Genomic DNA, 15,883 nt, shown 5'->3' on the forward strand with positions numbered 1-15,883 from the left:
CGCAAAATTGATCAATATCGTAAACACTATCAATTAGTCAGAAAAACATGACCACCTTAAACGCCGATAATACCGATGATAATTGCCCTGCACAAGCCTTATTAAAAACGTTATCGGGCAAGTGGAAGCCGCAGCTTTTTAAGTTGGCCACAATAGCACCATTGCGGTTCAATAATTTGTTACGGCAATTGGAGGGAAGTAATAAGCAATCATTATCTGCCGCGTTAAAAGAACTGGCCGACGCGGGTTTACTTAGTAAACACACTTTGCAGACTAAACCGTTGCATATAGAGTATTCGCTCACAAAAAAGGGTAAGCTCATGATTCCGATATTTGAAGAGCTTGAAGGGTTGATTTGAAAATGTATAGTTTTAAATAAAAACCCGGGATCAGTCAAAACCCGGGTTTAGTTTTACTAGTGGCGACGGTAACCATTATTGTCATAAGGGCCATGGTGCCTGTCGTAATGGCGATGGTAGCGATCGTAATTGCGGCCGCGGCCACGACGTTGCTGTTCAACCATACAGCTGCTTAATGATACTACAACCGATGCTAATAATGCTATGCTTAAAATTATCTTTTTCATAATGTGTTTATTGTAATTATGATGATTGGAGTATATCTATACGCAAAGGATTAATGCGTCATACATCTGTTACAGATGGGAGGGAGGTGACTGATAAAGGCTCTTTGAAACACCTGACACAATAAAATGTATTAACCATTAGTTGTATTCTTTTAAAATTGTACATTTTTGAAGCATTTACATTTACGCCCATGTTTAAAAAGTTACTTATTGCGTGCGGTTTGTTAATTGGGGTTGTAACAGCCAAAGCCCAAACAGATAGTTCAGTAACGCCCTCGGTTATTAAAACCCTTACGTTGAAGCAGTACGTTGACTATCAGAAAGGTCCGACGTTAGAAAATATGGCTTTGCCGGCTACACTAAACCGTTACCCTATGCCCGATGACGTACTTAAGTATAAAAAGGAACTGAAGCTAACGCCGGAACAGGTAAAAAAAATCACCGAGATAAGTAAGTACCTGCAATTGAAGAAGACAGAGATTGGTCAATCCGTTATTCGTAATGAGAAAAAGCTTGATGATTTGTTTACCACGCAAAAGGTTGATGAAGGAAGCATTGCCTTTTACGGGAACCGCTACGGTTTATATGAGGGCGAGTACCGTACCTCGGTGTTAATGGCATGTTATAATACTTATAATACGCTCAACCCGCAGCAAACCAAACAGTACTGGAAGCTCAAAAAACCTTAATTAGCAATATTTGCATTCAATTTGCTTAACTTAGCCCCCCGTTACAAAGGATTATGAAAATTACGTTTGATTTTGAAAAGCCGCTTTCTGATTTGCAAACGCAGATAGAAAAAATAAGACAGGTTGAAGAGAAGACCAAGGTTGATATGTCGGCTACGTTGAACGAGTTGCAGGACAAGTTTGAAGAAGCTAAAAAAACGATATATACCAACCTAAGCGGATGGCAGAAAGTGCAGATATCACGTCACCCGGATCGCCCGTATACTTTACAGTATATTGAGCTGATGTGTGATGATTTTATTGAGCTGCACGGCGACCGCAATGTGGGAGATGATAAAGCCATTATAGGCGGATGGGGCACCATTGGCGGGCAAACTGCCATGATTATTGGTCACCAAAAAGGTAAAAACACTAAAGACCGCCAATACCGCAATTTTGGTATGGCCAACCCCGAAGGTTACCGTAAAGCTTTAAGGTTGATGAAAATGGCCGAAAAGTTTAATAAACCGGTTATTACCCTTATTGATACCCCCGGAGCATATCCTGGCCTTGAAGCTGAAGAGCGCGGACAAGGTGAAGCCATTGCCCGTAACATTTTAGAAATGTCGGTGTTGAAAGTACCGGTTATTTGTGTGGTTATTGGCGAAGGTGCATCAGGTGGTGCTATTGGTATTGGTATTGGCGATAAAGTTTACATGCTGGAGCATACCTGGTACTCGGTAATTTCTCCCGAGTCGTGCTCATCTATCCTATGGCGTACCTGGGATTACAAAGAGCGTGCTGCCGAAGCGCTGAAACTGACCTCAAGCGAGATGTTTAAAAATAAGCTTATCGACGGAATTATTAAAGAACCTCTTGGCGGCGCTCATCAGGACCCGATTGCCATGGCATCAGTATTGAAAAAGCAATTGGTAAAAGATTTAAAAACACTTAAGGACCGTAACATTGACGAACTGGTTAGCGAACGTGTAGACAAGTTCTGTTCAATGGGTGTTGTTATTGAAGACGAACCTGTAGCTACGACACCGATTGTGACTGACGAAGAAGTTTAATTCCTTTAATATCCTCAAACAAAAACGCCTCTCAATTTGAGAGGCGTTTTTGTTTTATACTGCGTCTGATAACGACGAGAAAGTGAAATCCCTGATCTTCATTGGCGGAATAAGATAGCTTCGGTAACTTTCTACACTGATGGCGCGCTCGGGTTTGCCGAGGGCTTCCACATTGTTGAGCATAATTACCGGGCTTTCATTAAAGCGCATATTTTTGATTGGGAATTTTATCTTACCGTTTTCAATATAAAACGTACCATCGCGGGTGAGACCCGTTAAGGCCAGCACCTGAGGGTCAACCATACGAATGTACCACAGGCGCGATACCAAAATGCCGCGCTCCGTGCTTTTAATCATTTCTTCGAGCGATTGTGTTCCACCCTCCATAATAATATTGCTTGGACCGGGTTGAGGTTTTACGCCTTTCTTTTCGGCCCAATAGCGTGAGTAGCTCAGGTTTTTAACCACGCCTTTATCAAACCAGTAAGTTTTTTCTAAAGGCAGGCCATCGCCGGTCCAGGTACCTGATGGTAATTCAGTATTGAAAGGATCTGAATAAATAGTAACTTTTTCGTCCAGTAATTTTTCACCTAAACGTGTGCCGCCGCCTTTTTTGCTTAAAAAGCTACGGCCTTCATCGGCGCTGCGTGCATCAAACCTAAACATGTTTTCCATCATGTAGGCAGCCGCGGTAGGCTCTAAAATAACGGTGTATTTACCCGGCTCAATGGCGCGTGCACCAACTGAACCAGTTGCTTTTTGAGCAGCAATTTTTGTTGCGGCAAAAGTATCCAGCTTACTCACGTCAGTAAAGCCGCGTGCTGCATAACCCGAACCGGTTCCCTCAGCATTGCGGGTGGTTACCGAAAATGTAACATCGGTTGATTTGTTGTAGGCAAACAAGCCTGCTGAATTCATCACGGCGCGAAAATCTGTAGAGTTTTCAAGGAAACCGGCGGCTTGTAAATTTGCAGCTTTGGTTACCTCCAAACTTTTGGCAACCAGCTCGGCCCGGCCTTCGGGTGTCATAGCGGCTGTCTGATCATTATAGGTGGCGGCATCTTTAAATGTTTGCGGGCCCAGCGGCGGCATATACTCCGGGTTGGGTGGTGCCAGTTGTGCCAGTTCTTCTGAACGGCGCACTACTTTTTCTAACGATGCATCATCAAATTCGTTTATGGTAGCCGTTCCGGTTTTTTTGCCAAAGGTAGAGCTTACGGCTAAACCCAGGGTACCTATATCTCCGGCGGTTGATACGGCGTTTAAAGCATAGCGTATATTGCCGCCTTCGCTGCCGCCAAGGCTTACTTCACAAGCTTCGGCTTTTGAATAACTAAGCACTTTCTTTAATAAAGCCTGTGCTTCTTCTTTGCTAAGTATGGGCATATCTTAATTATCCAATTTTACGTTTAACATTAATTACATTCACACCGGTAAACTTGGTGGTTGATGAGCCGTGTGATACGGCGTTAGACTGGCCCGGCTGGCCTTTTCCATCATTGAAGGCGCCACCTAAACGGTAATCGCTTTCATCGCATACTGCTGCACATGAATTCCAAAACTCCTGGTTAGTTGCCTGGTAAGCTACATCGTTAAGCATGCCTACAATTTTTCCGTTCTTGATTTCATAAAACAGCTGACCGCCAAACTGGAAGTTATAACGTTGCTGATCGATAGAGAAAGAGCCGTTACCTACAATGTAAATTCCTTTTTCAACACCTTTAATCATATCATCAACACTCAACTTAGCTTTGCCCGGTGCTAATGATACGTTAGGCATACGCTGAAACTGCACATCGCTCCAGGTTTGAGCGTAGCAGCAGCCTTGTGATTCTTTAAGGCCGATAACATGCGCCTGATCACGTATGGTTTGGAAATTGGTTAAGATGCCGTCTTTTACAATATCGAATTGTTTAGGCTGTACGCCTTCATCATCATAACCCACGGCGCCTAGTGAGCCTTTTTGACTGCGGTCGGCCACTACGTTTACGTTTTTGCTGCCAAAGCGGAAGTTGCCCGATTTAAGTTTATCAACGGTTAAAAAACTGGTTCCTGCATAGTTTGCTTCGTAGCCTAACACGCGGTCGAGCTCGGTAGGGTGAGCAACCGATTCGTGAATGGTTAACCACAAGTGCGACGGATCTAACACAAGGTCGTATTTACCCGGTTCAACTGATTTTGACGAGACTTTTTCTGTTGCATTCTTGGTGGCGTTCTTAACGTCCTCCAGCATGTCGTACCTGTTTTTGTAACGGGTAACAATACCCTTTACCTTTTCAGATTCAACCGGGTTTAAATACTCGTAACCCATACCCACCGGTGAGCTTAAAGCTGCGCGGGTTTCAAATGCTCCTTTGGCGGCATCAATTTTAGTTACGCTGAAGTTAGGGTACAGGCGATGAATATCCTGATCAATGTATGAACCATCGGTAGAAGCAAAAAACTTCTGCTCATTAATGGCTAAAATGGTAGAGTTAACAAAGTTTGCACCACCGGCTAGTGCCGCGCCATTGACTGACATCAACAGGTCTACCTTTTCCTTAATAGGAACCTCGAATGCGTTCTTTTCAATCGGGGTTTTCCAGCTAACCTCGCCAAAGCCCTTTTGAGGAGCCAGTTGAACAGGTTTGCCGCCAATTTTAGCGTTAGCCTTGGCTACGGCTACAGCACGTTCTGTAGTTTTGGCTATACCATCTTTGGTTACATTGTTGGTAGCCGCAAAGCCCCAGCATCCGTTTACCAGTACACGTATGCCTACGCCGTATGATTCGGCATTGGCTACGTTAAGCACACGGGTTTCGCGGGTAACAACAGCCTGATTAAGGTAACGGCCAATACGAATATCGGCATAAGAAGCGCCTTTTGATTTTGCCATGTTAAGGGCAACATCGGCAAGCTCTTTCTTAATGCGTGCGTCTACCTGGTTCAGTGCTTCGGCCGGGTCAATAGGCGTACCGAAGGCGGGCAGGTTAGGCAGCATCATAGCACCGGCACCTACGCCCGAGAGGTAAATAAAATTTCTACGTTTCAAGGTTTAATCCTCCTTTTGCAGTTAGTTATAGTTTGAGTTTAATAGTTTTTTCAGAGTTGAATGGAAAACTTGCGTTCTATCCATAAGAATGTACAAGCTAATAATAAAATTATATAAAACCAGACTTTTGGAACTTCTGACTGTGTTTTTTGCTGTATTTGTTTCGTTACAGATAATTTTTGGATTGATTTAGTGGCATATTCTTTTGTTTCGTTTATTTTTATTAAGTTTTTTATACCATTCCAGTGCTTAGCATCGTAAATGTACATCCAATCTTCGCCTTTACTGCCGAAATTTGTTTGTTGCCAACCTTTTGTCAATGTATTATAATGTATTTTCCACTGATATGGTAAAATTGAGCTTTGGAAAGGTGATAATTTTTCAGAGTTTACCGAAACTGCTGCTTCTGATGTTGCACCGCTACAGATAAAATTAACAGGTTGCTCAATGTTCGGTACGGGCGTTATTACTTTCCAACTGTAAGCAGGTGATGATTGCTTTGCAGCCTTACTAATAAGTAATGACCAAAGCGCGGCGTAGTCGTTTTTGTTGCCTGTAAGTAACCAGGCATAGGTATGGTTAAGCGTAGTAAAAATAATATTGCCGCTACCGGCAATATTAGTGGCAGCTAAACCATGATTTTGTGCATCGGCTACAAGGGTTTGCGTGTTGTTGCGATAGCTGACGTATGATGCTTCAATATTAAGTTTAGCGGTTTTAGTGGCTTTGCCTTGTAGTGTTAAGGCAACTGAAGGCTGCTCTTTTAAACCTAACGTATTCACGGGGAAGTCATGTTGCAGCCATGTAGGTACATTGTCGGAGCTGTCGGCTTTCACAATAACACCAAGTCCTTTTTGAGTCACCTCATTACGCAATGCGGAAGATTCGGCAGGTGACAGCGTTTTTAGGGTAGATAGGTCGCCCACAACTAAATCAAAACGGTTTAAAATGCCGGCATCGATACGTTGCAGGTTCAGCTTGTCCATATTAACGAATTCTGTGCTGCTTTTATCTTTACTGATGGTTGCCCTGGAAGCTACAGCATAACCGTTCTCGCCCAGCCAGTTTTTAAGAAAGCGGTTTTCGAAGTTTGGCGCAGCATTTAGCAGCAACACTTTTACGGGTTGGGTAGGTAATATTTGTATTGGTACGGCATCATTACTTAAAGTATCGTAGCCTGATAAAGCCAGAAGATGGTAGACCACAGGACCTTTTAGTTTTGGTGTGGTGTTAAGTTGAAACGAAGATGTGCCGGGTGCTATACTTGTCGAATCGAGCGATGTATTCAATCCTTTAAGCAATAATTTAACAGGCTTTTTACTTTTGTTAAGATAGCTTCCTTGTAATGGAAATATATTACCCGCTTTAATTTTAGCGGGCCAGTTAACTGACGTGTAGCCGGTAGCTGGTTCGGGCGCATTGAAGCTTACATGCAATTTGCTAAGTGGCTCCAGTTCATATTTATTTAAACCATGTCCCAGTATTTGTAAATGGGTGATTAAAGGTTTAGAATAAGTTAGTTCTTCGGTACTGCCAATAAGCTTAGCCTTAGGGTATTTTTGCTGAATAGCCTTATCAATAGTAAATACAGCAACTTTAGCTGGAATACTATTAATATCGAAACCTTTGGTAAGAAGTACAGCTTTAGTGCCGTCGCTAATATTAGTTTGTGTGGTGTAACTCAGAGGTAAAATAATACAAGCCAATGCGCCAACGGCTAGCCAAAGGGCTATAATACGCCAAATTAAACGGCGTTTATCGGCACGGCTAAACTCCTGCCAGGTAAACAACAGTAATAATAAGAGGCATATAATAATAACCGTTAAAGTCCAGCTCATTTTATTTACCGGTTTAAGTTGTTAAAATAACGTTGGCCCAAACCCATATCAGCAGTTGTGCCTGTTGCCGAAGGTTTTATTTTGCTTTCAGGCAAGCTCCTTTGAATAGCCATTTCTACCAGGGAGCGGTCGCTTACAGATATTTGTTTATTATTTGCCAATATGCGGCGTACAGCACCAACCGCTTTCAAATAAACTCCCGGCTGCGTTGATGCTTGCTGCGCCAGTTGTTGGGCGGCCAGTTCCAAAATGCGTTTATCGGCTACACTTAACGCCTTATGTTTAGATTGTTCTAATATCCTTGCAGCTATCTTCAGCATCTCAAACCTGTCCGTAGCAGGTTTTACTATTTGCTGGTTAACCGGCTCCGCTATTTTACTTAAGTCGCCGCTTAGTCGTTTTTCTGTCTTAATGGGTGGTGGGTTGTAATTAGTTTTAGCCACGTAAGAGCGCGATTTTTGTTGCAGATCTTTAAGCAGGCGCAAGGCTTTATACTCAAAAGGCAATGCATCCTGTGGCTTGTATAGGCGCAATCGCAGTTCGGCCTTCCACATTTCATTTAGGGTGGCTTTAAGTTGTGACTTGGCTGCGGGCTCTAAAAACGTTGCATCTTCGGCATTATCGTGCTTATCAGTAAAAGCATCCATTACCATTTTGGCGTTGCCAAAATTTTCGGCTTTGCCAATTTCTTCGTTATCTTCTCCTTCAGTCCCGCTTTCGTCTTCTTCGCCTAAAAACTTGCCGTAGCGTAAGCGCAGCAGCTTTTGATCGGTGCCTAACTCGTTACAGCGGTTTTTAAAGGCGGCGGTGCTAATGCTATCTTTTTCTTTCAATAGCTTTTCAGTATCCAAAATGATTTGTCGCTGACTGCGGAAGTATTCGGGTTTAATATTGGCCGCCGCCACAATGCCGTCCATGCTTAACAATTGGGCCGTGTCCTGGATGGAAACGATGAGTACATCGGTGCGGCTTTTCTGCTGGTGCGTGTCCACAGCCTGAATGTAAAAGTACAGTTCATCGCCTGGTTCCATATTTAGTTTAGGCAGATCAATGGTGCGTTGCAAGTCGTACCGACGCCTGTGTGCCGAAAACGGAGTGCTGAAACTGAAAATAGTATCTTTAAATTTAACCGACTCGCCGCTGCCTTTGGCTATGGTTGCAAAAATTTGTACATTGTTAATGCCGTAATCATCAGTAACGGTGGTGTTGATGGCTACACGTTGTGCTTCGCCTGCATCAATGTGAGTATACTGTTTAGGCGACTTGATGTGGATAACCGGAATGGCATCTTTAATAACCTGAATTTGGTAAAGGTCTGATAATTTTCCATCAATACTTACCTGGTAAAAGCCGGGCTTGCTAATTATTCTACGTGCTTGCCAATCTGTTTTATTTGCGCTGTTTAGTGCTATCTTCTCTCGTTCATTGAACAGTAAAAACACATTTTTTACTTCAATATTGGTGCTTATGTTCCAGCTAACCAAAGCACCTTCCTCAGCGTTGATGGTAAATTTGTCTTGCGTACGTGCTGGCTTGCCCGTATAAGCAGGAGGAGCAATCTTAAGCAATACACCATCTATTTGAGGTAATATCTTTTCGGGCGGGAGATCTTGTGCTGATTGGTTCGTGTTAACTCCTTCAGTCCCGGGCATGATTTTGCTAAACTGACCTAGCTTTAAAATAGCAATACTGATGATCAACGCGGCTGCAAATAACCATGCTGCTTTTTTAAGTTGTTGCGTAAAAATAGCCGGCTCTCCAGGTAATTTTACTATGGCGCTTTCCAATTTAATTACCTGCAATTGCTCCAGTAAGTTAAGTTTGTCCGCAGGTTTAATAATGAGTTGGCTGCTCTCCTCTAGTTGTGGGAAATACAAGTTCAGGTAACTGCAAATGATTTCTAAACTTGTTTTCCAGGGGCGGTGTATGAATGTTACTACTGTAAGTACCGTAAAGAAAACTAATATGGCCGCTAATGTAGTTTTGCCGGGCAGCAAATAGTAACTCACACTGCCTGCAAGCAAGGCACATGCAATAGCAACAAACACCCCGGCTACCAATTGGTAGCCAATATAGCGTTGCCGCATTTGATGTAATTTATGTATTGCTGCTTGCTCCATTTATGCAACTGAAGGTTTAGGTTTACGATTAGCCAACCAGCGTTCGGTTGCAAATACAATAATGAGCGCAAGCCAAAAATAACGGCTCAGGCTTGTTGTTTCAGTAATCTTAGCTGTTGTACTTGCCGGTTTGTTGGTACTAACGTGGGGCATGTATTGTGAAGCACTTAAAGTGCGCTTGTCATAAGCAGGATTTACTGGTTTTTCATCAATCATTAATTGTAGCATCCATGCCGGGAAGTTGCTGCTCCAAACCAAATTGTTGTATGCCGGGTTAAAGCGATTGTAAAAGCGGTAAAGCTTATTTGAACCTTGCTGCTCCTTGGTTAAAACCGGGTTGCCAAAGCCATCCTGCCAAACAGGTTGGCCTTTGGTATTGGCCACTGTTATCGTTTTAAACAGCTGCGTTCTATCATCATCGGCAAGTGAAGTGGCAAACCTGCCGGCATTGCTCATCCAACTGTTAATACTGGTTACTTTACCGCTTTGGTAAGTAAAAATATTTTGTGCCGATGCATTACCAACCGGTTTGTCTGATAACCAAAACAACCAGTCAGCATTCTTAGGGATAGCACTTATATTATACACTGTTTTGATACTGATATTACGTTGGTTAAACTGGCTTACGGCCTGTAGTGCGGCTTTCACGTAATTGGCGTCAAGCTTATAGTTGTCGGTATAAATTATTACCTGTGTGTTTTTTGCATCAATATTAATTGCAGGTAGCTTGCTGTTGTTGAGTTTGATACTTGCATTGCTGCCCGTTGTTTGAATAATGTAAACCTCGTTTGAGCCATTACTAGCTTTTACGTTTTTAAAAGAAAAGGTAATGCCCGACGGCGTGCTTTTTCCCTGCACTACCCTTATATTGCCATTTGGCGTAAACCATGCATCGTGTATCCATGTAGTTACCGAATCGGCAGGGGTATAGGTTTGCCATTTGAGGTTTAGTGCCACATTAGGCCTGCTGCCTTTAAAGTGTTTAAATTGGTTTGGTGTAAATAAGCAGATAGGGAGGGAGGCATCTGCTTTTAAATTAAGCTCTTTAATTAAACCCCAGTAATTGCCTGCACATGGGTTTTGAGTTTTAATGGAATCTTTAGGATTTAGAAAAATTTGTTTTAGGTCAGACTTGCCAAAGCCATGATTAAAGTAATGAAATTCATAGCCCGCTTGAGTTAGCGAGTCTACTTGCGGTTTAAACTTTTGATAGGTTTCGCTAAGCCTTTCGCGTGGAATAACCACCCAGCCTTTTGCTTTAGCTGCAGGCACCTGCTTTTGCCAAACGGGCAAGGCCATTAATAAAGCCAATAACAACAATAGCAAACAACGTAATATAAACAACAGGATATCCAGCAATTTAAAACTCCGGCTGCTTTTGCGTGAGGCAGCTTCAATAAGCGCAATGCTGCCTACTTTAAGTAGTTTACCAGTACGGATATTCCACAGGTGTATTAACACCGGTATAATAACCGCTGCAATGCCAATAAACCATACGGGATTTAAAAACTGGAACATTGTGTTTAAATGCCTTTATTTCTTTGCAATAAAAAAGTCTGTAACGCCTCATCCAAAGGTTGAGCAGTGCTAATCATGCGGTAGACAATACGCTTGCCAAGTAGCTGCATGCGTATGTTTTCCAAATGGGTTTGTAATGCCTGTTTATATTGTTGCTTGGCTTGAGGCCCAATTTGTATCACCTCACCTGTCTCCAAATCTTCGAGTGTTGAGTAGCCTTTGAAATCAAAGTCAAGTTCGTTTTGCCCCATCAATTGAAAAACGATAATTTCATGCTTCAATGCTGCCAGTGAGTCCAATAATTTAAAAATCTCACCTTCGGGTTGATACATGTCGGTTATGAAAACCAGTAATTCTTTACGCCTGGCACCCGCAAACAGCTCTTTGTAATGAATGGGCTGTGTAAAAGTACCTGCCGGCTCAATGTTTTCTAATTGATGATACAGCCGCTGCAAATGTTGCGGGTCTGGTTTGGCAACTAATGAAAATAAGCCACCTTCCTTAAATATGTATAACCCTGCAGCGTCGCCCTGTAAGTTGGCTAAATAAGCTAATGATGCGGCCAGGTAACGTGCATAGTCAATTTTGGTTAAGATGCCATCATGATGTTTCATGGAGGCACTGGCATCAACTAAAAACCTTACCGATATGCTTGTTTCAATTTCCGACTCGCGGATGTAATACCTGTCGCTGCGGGCAAACATGCGCCAGTCAAGCCAGCGCAAATCATCGCCCGGTTGGTAGCTGCGGTACTGACTAAATTCTAATCCGGGGCCTTTGACAGTACTTTTATTAAAACCGTTCATAAACCCGTCAATCACTGTTTTAGCTAACAGCGGCAGGTTTTTGATGGTGGTTAGTACTTTGGGATCAATCATTGTTTTGATTTCGGAATCCTGCGGTTCGATTTTGGAATTTTTACTTTTTGAATTGTCATTTGATAAAGCGGAAAACCTTGTTAAGGCTGATAACATTGCTTAATTAACAGGATTTTTCTCCTAGTTGATATGACATGGTGGATAAGCCTTTTTATAACTTTTGGCTCCTGGTTCTTATCTCTTGATTTTACACCTTCGGTCTTTCTATCAGCCTAATCAGTTCTTCGGTTGCTTTGTCTGATGTAATGCCTTCAGCTTCAGCCTTAAAATTCATCAGTACCCGATGACGTAATACCGGCGCGGCCATTGCATGAATGTCTTCCATAATAACAGCGTACCGGCCTTTTAACAGCGCCCTTGCTTTGGCGGTTAATATTAACGCCTGCCCCGCGCGGGGGCCGGCTCCCCAACGTACCCACTCTTTTACATAGCTATAAGTACTGGTGTCAGGTCGGGTGGCGCGAATGAGCAAGCTGACATAGCGTACCAAATCGTCGCTAACGCTAACCTGCCTTACCAGGGCCTGCGCCTGTTGTATCTCTTCGGCTGTTATAACCGGGTTAACGGTTGCTTTGGTAGTGCCTGTAGTGCGGTTTAATATGGCAAACTCTTCCTGCTCGGTAGGGTAGCCTATTTGTATTAAAAGTAAAAAACGATCTAATTGTGCTTCGGGCAGCGGATATGTTCCTGCCTGCTCGATAGGGTTTTGTGTAGCCAGAATAAAGAAAGGCTTATCTAACGGATAGGTTTGGCCGCCGTAGGTTACTTCAAATTCCTGCATGGCCTCCAGTAAGGCCGATTGCGTTTTAGGAGGCGTACGGTTTATTTCATCGGCTAGTATAATGTTGGCAAACAGCGGCCCTTTGTTAAATTTAAAAAAGCGCTTACCGGTGGCATGGTCTTCTTCTAAAATTTCGGTACCGATGATATCAGTAGGCATCAAATCGGGCGTAAATTGTATACGGCGAAATGATAGGTGCAGCGCCTGCGACATGGTTTTAACTAACAGTGTTTTGGCCAAGCCCGGCACGCCCTCTAACAAAGCATGGCCCCCTGCTAAAAAAGCTACCAAAAGCTCGTCCAAAATATGCTCTTGGCCTACAATTACTTTTTGTATTTCAGTTTTTAACTGTGGGAGTTTTGCCAGCAGTGATTTAACGTGAGTTTCTGTTAGTTCCAAAGCTTAAAAGTATTAAGGTAAGTAGTATGCTTGCTAAAGCAGGCATAATTATGCCGTGTAATTGCCAAATAGCATTTGGTTTGTGCATCAGGCATCACAATATATTGCGATTTGAGGTTAATTGTAGAATTATTTTGCAAAAATCTAAATCAAGTATTCAAAAAATTACAAACGCTGTAATTAAAAACGATAAACCGACAAAATTTTGTACTACTTTTAGGTTTTTAACATAAATGTTATTAGGCGCTAAGTTTACTTTTACCCGTTTAAGCTACCATTCGGGCGATTGGGATACCGATCAGCGTATGCCATCTAATATACTCAACTCATTGTTGGAGTATACAACTATACCCATTGATACTAAGGAAAAAATAGTAGCCTTAAGCAGTCCTGATATTTTTAATTATCCTTTTTGCTACTTGAGCGGGCATAAATTGGTGCAGTTTGATGCTCAAGAGCGTGCAAACTTTAAAAAGTATGTGCAAAACGGTGGATTTGTATTTGTAGATGACTGTAATCATGACATTGACGGCTTGTTTGCCAAATCATTTGAGGCACAAATGGCTTCATTGTTCGGGCCACAGGCTTTAAAAAAAATCCCTAACAATCATGAGCTGTATCGATCATTCTTTACGTTTGAAAAGGGCCCACCCAATACTTCGTTTGAACTTAATGGCTGGGGCGATGATTTAGTGCACGACTATTTGAAAGCTATTACTATAAACGGGCGCATTGGTGTGCTGTATAGCAATAAAGATTACGGCTGCGAATGGGATTACGACTTCAGGAACAAGCGTTTTTTGGCCGAAGACAATACCAAGTTCGGCGTAAATATTGTGGTTTATGCCATGAGTTCGTAATTGAACACGTAACTTTGCCCCGCTTAAGGCGTTCAGTATTTATGGATGAGTTTTTTGTAAAGGATGAAAAGGGAGAGAAAGGCCCTTTTACGTTTGATGAATTAACAGACGGCCGCTTAGAACCCGATGATTTGGTGCGTACGCCCGGCTCTGAGTGGGAACGCGCTGCCGATTTAGATGGTTTTTCTGAATACTTCCGTTTTGAAGGTTATTTCTTTCCAACCGAAACCAATTTAGCCGGTTTTGGAATCAGGTTCCTTGCCTTCTTTATTGATCATTTTGCCATATCATTTGTAATAGGAATTGGTTTAAACATTTTTGCCGACAAGCTGCCTTACAAAATAACCGAATGGGACGTGAAGAATGTTGACCTGATGCTATGGTTGCAGGAAATTTACGCTGTGGGCTTGATAGTATACAACATTGTACTATGTAGTTTACCATTAAGCAGCACGTTAGGGCAATACCTTTGCCGCCTGGTGGTTGTTGATGCCAACGGGCAAAAAATTAGCGTACTTAAAGCTGTTATAAGAGGTTTAGCTAAGCTGTTATCAATAGGTTTGTATGGTTTGGGTACGGTATCAATTTTTTTTACGCAATACCGCCAGTCGTTACATGATATATTAGCCCGTACATACGTTATACGTCGCGACGTATTATAGGCCAATTAATTCGTTACAAAAGTATCTGTAACCCTTTGCTTTATTGGCACTAAACTTGCTACTTAATTATCGAAATAATTAGTAGTAAACAACTTAAAGTCGAAAATAAAATGGGTTTATTAAAATGGGCCATTGTAGGCGCAGCAGCAGCCTACGGCATTAAATACGTAACCGAAAAACGTAAAGAAGACGGCAAATCTATCATTGATGACTGGAACGAAAAAGCTCCGGAATGGATGGAAAAAGCTAAACAATATACAGATGAAGCGGTTTCGAGAGCAACCAGCAAAGTGAGAGAGAATTACCAATAATAATTGAGGGGGCTAATAAGCCCCCTTTTTATTTACTAAGCAGGCAACGGAAGTTTAATAATAAACTTAGCTCCTTTGCCATCTCCCTCACTTTCGGCAATAAGACTGCCGCCATGATATTTAATTATCTTGCGGGTAAAATAAAGCCCCAGGCCGTTTGAACTTTCGCCCATAGTGCCACTCCTGCTTGATTTTGTGAACGGTTCAAAAGAAGGTGCATTTGCAGCAGTAAACCCAATTCCATAATCAATTACTCTGATCATGATGTGATCATCCATAACTGCCGCGCGTATCATTACCTCGCTATTGCGCCGGCTGAACTTAATAGCGTTTGTTATTAAGTTGCTTAACGCCATGCTAAACAGTTCATCATTAACTTTAATTTGTATGGTAGGTGCTACATCGGTAAGAATCTGCAGTTTTTTGTTTTGCAAACTGGTTGAGTGGTCGTTAAGCACTTTGCTAAGCATAGGTTCTAAAAATAGTACATGCGGCTCATTACCCTCAGTAAACTCGCTGGTGGCTAAGTTTAAAACAGAGGTGATAAGCTGGAGCTGATACTGGGTAGATTGCCTAATTAAATTAATATACTCCTCTTTTGAGTCATTATCAGTGTCTTCCTTCATCAAATGTGTAATAGTTAACACATTGTGCAGTGGAGTTTTTAAATCGTGCGAAAGCAGATAAATAAAATCGCGCTTCTCTTTAATCAGGTTATCTAGCTCCTGCAAAGCGGTGCAGGTATTACTCATTAGCAGGCCTGCCTCGTCTTTAAAATCTGTTGGTAATTGCGGCAGCTTTTTGTTACTCAAATAATCAATAAGCGCATTTTTGGTTTCAACAATGGGTCGTGCCAGGGCATTTTGCATAAGTAAGGTTACCGCACAAGCTACCAGCGTAAATCCAAGGGTTGATAAAATTACCATGCCCGGCGTTAGTGAAGTAAAGTCAGACAGGGTAATGAATGTGATAATACCAATTAAAGGAATGTGAACGCCTACAAAAGCTATAAAAAGGTATTTAAAAGAATAGTTCCTGTCCAAATATCTGAATTTAGACAGCGAGGTGTAAAGTCGCATATCGGTCATACGCACAATAAATTTTAAAATAATTAGGTTGTGCTGTTTACGATGATATACACAAAAATGTTGTGAAATA

The 15,883-nt window shown here is 42.2% G+C and carries 15 protein-coding genes; 6 read left to right on the plus strand and 9 right to left on the minus strand.

Features of this window, described 5'->3' with window-relative positions:
- Nucleotides 1-47: 47 nt before the first annotated feature.
- Entirely contained in the window at nt 48-359 is a 312-nt protein-coding gene (locus GO816_RS07195) for a winged helix-turn-helix transcriptional regulator (RefSeq protein WP_157540669.1), read from the plus strand.
- Nucleotides 360-415: 56 nt separating this feature from the next.
- On the opposite strand, the gene GO816_RS07200 is transcribed toward GO816_RS07195, so the two are convergent.
- Nucleotides 416-586 (minus strand): hypothetical protein, encoded by a 171-nt coding sequence (locus GO816_RS07200; RefSeq protein ID WP_157540670.1) that lies wholly within the window; start codon nt 584-586, stop codon nt 416-418.
- A 191-nt stretch (nt 587-777) separates the two neighbouring features.
- Between GO816_RS07200 and GO816_RS07205 the strand changes: the two genes are divergently transcribed.
- Complete coding sequence (locus GO816_RS07205) at nt 778-1,275, plus strand: hypothetical protein (protein WP_157540671.1); 498 nt, start codon at nt 778-780, stop codon at nt 1,273-1,275.
- Between the two features lie 53 nt (nt 1,276-1,328).
- The gene (locus tag GO816_RS07210) at nt 1,329-2,327 is read left to right on the plus strand and encodes an acetyl-CoA carboxylase carboxyltransferase subunit alpha (RefSeq protein ID WP_157540672.1); all 999 of its coding nucleotides are present in this window, start codon (nt 1,329-1,331) and stop codon (nt 2,325-2,327) included.
- Between the two features lie 54 nt (nt 2,328-2,381).
- On the opposite strand, the gene GO816_RS07215 is transcribed toward GO816_RS07210, so the two are convergent.
- The 7 genes from GO816_RS07215 to GO816_RS07245 form a co-directional block, all read right to left on the minus strand.
- Nucleotides 2,382-3,713: a TldD/PmbA family protein gene (locus GO816_RS07215; RefSeq protein WP_157540673.1), complete on the minus strand. Its 1,332-nt coding sequence runs from the start codon at nt 3,711-3,713 to the stop codon at nt 2,382-2,384.
- Nucleotides 3,714-3,720: 7 nt separating this feature from the next.
- A complete protein-coding gene (locus GO816_RS07220) occupies nt 3,721-5,358 on the minus strand; it encodes a TldD/PmbA family protein (RefSeq protein WP_157540674.1) in 1,638 nt (545 codons plus the stop codon).
- A 50-nt stretch (nt 5,359-5,408) separates the two neighbouring features.
- The gene (locus GO816_RS07225) at nt 5,409-7,196 is read right to left on the minus strand and encodes a hypothetical protein (RefSeq protein ID WP_157540675.1); all 1,788 of its coding nucleotides are present in this window, start codon (nt 7,194-7,196) and stop codon (nt 5,409-5,411) included.
- 5 nt (nt 7,197-7,201) lie between these two features.
- Nucleotides 7,202-9,316, minus strand: a complete 2,115-nt coding sequence (locus GO816_RS07230) for a DUF4175 family protein (protein ID WP_157540676.1) — start codon at nt 9,314-9,316, stop codon at nt 7,202-7,204.
- Nucleotides 9,317-10,834 carry a BatA domain-containing protein gene (locus GO816_RS07235; RefSeq protein ID WP_157540677.1) on the minus strand — a complete coding sequence of 506 codons (1,518 nt, stop codon included), beginning with the start codon at nt 10,832-10,834 and terminating at the stop codon, nt 9,317-9,319.
- Nucleotides 10,835-10,839: 5 nt separating this feature from the next.
- Nucleotides 10,840-11,712, minus strand: a complete 873-nt coding sequence (locus tag GO816_RS07240; protein WP_157540678.1) for a DUF58 domain-containing protein — start codon at nt 11,710-11,712, stop codon at nt 10,840-10,842.
- Nucleotides 11,713-11,899: 187 nt separating this feature from the next.
- Nucleotides 11,900-12,892 (minus strand): AAA family ATPase, encoded by a 993-nt coding sequence (locus GO816_RS07245; protein ID WP_157540679.1) that lies wholly within the window; start codon nt 12,890-12,892, stop codon nt 11,900-11,902.
- 233 nt (nt 12,893-13,125) lie between these two features.
- Here GO816_RS07245 and GO816_RS07250 point away from each other — a divergent pair, with 233 nt between their 5' ends.
- From GO816_RS07250 to GO816_RS07260, 3 genes are all read left to right on the plus strand, one after another.
- Entirely contained in the window at nt 13,126-13,752 is a 627-nt protein-coding gene (locus GO816_RS07250) for a DUF4159 domain-containing protein (RefSeq protein ID WP_157540680.1), read from the plus strand.
- Nucleotides 13,753-13,793: 41 nt separating this feature from the next.
- A complete protein-coding gene (locus GO816_RS07255; RefSeq protein WP_198171442.1) occupies nt 13,794-14,414 on the plus strand; it encodes an RDD family protein in 621 nt (206 codons plus the stop codon).
- Nucleotides 14,415-14,524: 110 nt separating this feature from the next.
- The gene (locus GO816_RS07260; RefSeq protein WP_157540682.1) at nt 14,525-14,725 is read left to right on the plus strand and encodes a YtxH domain-containing protein; all 201 of its coding nucleotides are present in this window, start codon (nt 14,525-14,527) and stop codon (nt 14,723-14,725) included.
- A gap of 35 nt (nt 14,726-14,760) precedes the next feature.
- On the opposite strand, the gene GO816_RS07265 is transcribed toward GO816_RS07260, so the two are convergent.
- Entirely contained in the window at nt 14,761-15,813 is a 1,053-nt protein-coding gene (locus GO816_RS07265) for a sensor histidine kinase (protein WP_157540683.1), read from the minus strand.
- Between the last annotated feature and the right edge of the window lie 70 nt (nt 15,814-15,883).

Source organism: Mucilaginibacter aquatilis (assembly GCF_009755275.1).
In the GTDB taxonomy this organism is placed as follows: domain Bacteria; phylum Bacteroidota; class Bacteroidia; order Sphingobacteriales; family Sphingobacteriaceae; genus Mucilaginibacter; species Mucilaginibacter aquatilis.